The organism is Herbaspirillum lusitanum P6-12 (genome assembly GCF_000256565.1).
Taxonomy (GTDB): Bacteria; Pseudomonadota; Gammaproteobacteria; order Burkholderiales; family Burkholderiaceae_D; genus Herbaspirillum; species Herbaspirillum lusitanum.
In genome coordinates this window covers 1-2,113 of sequence record NZ_AJHH01000493.1, presented here as the reverse complement: position 1 = coordinate 2,113, position 2,113 = coordinate 1, and the positions used below count along the sequence as shown (strand labels likewise).

3 protein-coding genes and 1 pseudogene are annotated in these 2,113 nt (G+C 61.4%); 2 read left to right on the top strand and 2 right to left on the bottom strand.

Annotated elements, in window-relative coordinates:
* On the top strand, positions 1–233 hold a 233-nt coding region (locus HLUSI_RS34235; protein ID WP_029363627.1), incomplete at its 5' end, for an XdhC family protein.
* Positions 234–245: 12 nt separating this feature from the next.
* Here HLUSI_RS34235 and HLUSI_RS0116645 read toward each other — a convergent pair.
* Positions 246–836, bottom strand: coding sequence for a nucleotidyltransferase family protein (locus HLUSI_RS0116645; RefSeq protein ID WP_029363626.1), 591 nt, complete (start codon positions 834–836; stop codon positions 246–248).
* Between the two features lie 52 nt (positions 837–888).
* Positions 889–1,539, bottom strand: a complete 651-nt coding sequence (locus HLUSI_RS29135) for an ABC transporter permease (protein ID WP_016835041.1) — start codon at positions 1,537–1,539, stop codon at positions 889–891.
* A 213-nt stretch (positions 1,540–1,752) separates the two neighbouring features.
* Between HLUSI_RS29135 and HLUSI_RS29130 the strand changes: the two are divergent.
* Positions 1,753–2,113, top strand: a pseudogene (locus tag HLUSI_RS29130) (hypothetical protein); the annotation flags it as partial.

The following is a 2,113-nucleotide window of genomic DNA, read 5'->3' as shown; positions in this document are numbered from 1 at the left end:
AAAATACCCACCACCGTAAATTGCTTCACGGTCCGGTCGGCTTGTTCCTGGGGGCGCGCACGCCGCCCGAAATCGCCATCGCTATCCTCGCCGAAATGACTGCCATCCGCAATGGCGTGAGCATCTCGCAAACGCATGCGGCGCGTACCGATCCCTTGCCTGAGGCAAACGCAAACAGCGGCGGCAACGAAAACTCCGGCGGCAGTTGCTCCGTCGGCGAATTCAGCAAATAGTTTTCAGGAAGTTCAGCCCGCGTCGAGGTCGGCGCGCGTATCGATATCGCGGTGGATGCCGGGATCGTTGCAGGGGATTTCGTCGACGGGAAACTCTTGCAGCAAGGTCCGTGCGCCACGGTCGCCGCTCAATGACAGCAAGCCGTCCAGATGGCTGTGGCCGAAAGCGACCGGATTGCCGCGCTTGCCTTGATAGGTCGGCACGGCGATCTGCACGCCATCCTTCAGCGCCGCCAGCAAACCGCGATGCGTCGCCGCCTGCACATACGGCATGTCGGCCAGCGCAATGATCCAGCCCTCGGCATCCCGCGCCTGCCGTATCCCGCACATCAGCGAAGCGCTCATGCCGGCGTCCGCGTCGTCGCAGCCGATCACTTCGCAACCCGCCTCAGCCAGCCGCCGCCCCAGTTCGCTGTCGGCTGCACCAACCACCGCCAGCACCGGCAACACCTGCAACATGGCGCGCGCCGCGACGACCGCAATCACCTGATCGCTTCCGGGCAGCGGTGTCAGCAACTTGTTGCCGGTGCCGGCGGGATTAAAGCGCGTGCCTTTTCCGGCTGCCAGCAACAGGCCGCGGAAAGACGTCGGAGTGGAGTGCATGACGGAATTCATGGGGTCCGATTATCCATCAAAACAGCAGTCGACGAAGTCCTCAGGAAAATGGCGAACGCGCCTGCAATAACCGCGTGCATTCATCCACCGCCAGCGGCTTGCTGAAGTAATAACCCTGCACCTTGTCACAGCCGTTTTCCTTCATGATGTCGTATTGCGTCAGGTCTTCCACGCCCTCCGCCAGCACTTCCAGATGCAGGCTGCGCGCCAGCTCGCCGCCCAGCACGATGTTGAACTCGCCCGGTTTGAGATCGGAGAACTTGCCTTGCCTGACCTGACCGGCAACGTCGGAAACTTTGGGCTCTTCAGCCGGCAACACGCCGCGAATCACCACGCCGCGCACGTTGTCGTCGCGCGTCATCATGGCCTGCGCCGCCACATACGGCGCCGCGCCGATGACTTCCTTGTTCTGGAAGGTCTGCTTGGCCACCGCCTGCCAGTCCGGCATGGCGCCGGACGCGTCGAACACTTCGATGTGCGAGAGCACCGACAGCATGCGGTCGCGCACTTCCTTCTGGAAGCCGTTCATCACCGACAGCACCACGATCAGCGCAGCCACGCCGAGACCGATGCCGGCCATGGAAATCAGGGAAATGAATGAGATGAAACTATTGCGGCCGCTGCGCTTGCCGGCCCGTGTATAGCGAATGCCGACCAGCCATTCGAACGGTAAATTTTTTATCAGACTCAAACCTTGACTCTCTTTTCTGGAAACGATGCCGGACGACAATGCGCCAGTTTGCCACACTCTCCGTCATCTTTCACTGTCCCATTGGGCCCGGGACAGTCAGGCCGGATCGCGATTGAGACCGTAAAACGCCCGCCAAGTTTTGACGGCCACGTTTTTTTACGATTTCGACATCCGCCGACGAGCCGCGTCCATAGGGGGTTTTAGGCCAGAACAATGAAATTCGCCTACAATCGCGGCATGAATCATCTCGACATACTTCTCCCTTTTGGCCTGCCGCAAGCCGAAATGGCGCGCGATCTGGTGCGCGAATGCAAGGCTCCCGCGCTGGCCATGCTGTTGGCGCGCAGCAAGACTACCGCTCCCTTGCAACATCTCGATCCGTTTTCCCGTGCTCTGCCGCATGAGCATTGGCTGGCTGAACGCTTCAACCTTGCTGCGCCCGGTGCGCCGCAACAGGATGAACGCGGCAACAGCCCGGCCGTCGCGGCTGCGATGCTGCGCAATCGCGTCCCCCCTCCCGCGCCCGCCGAAGGCCACTGGTTCATCGTGCAACCCGCGCATATCCACGTCGCGT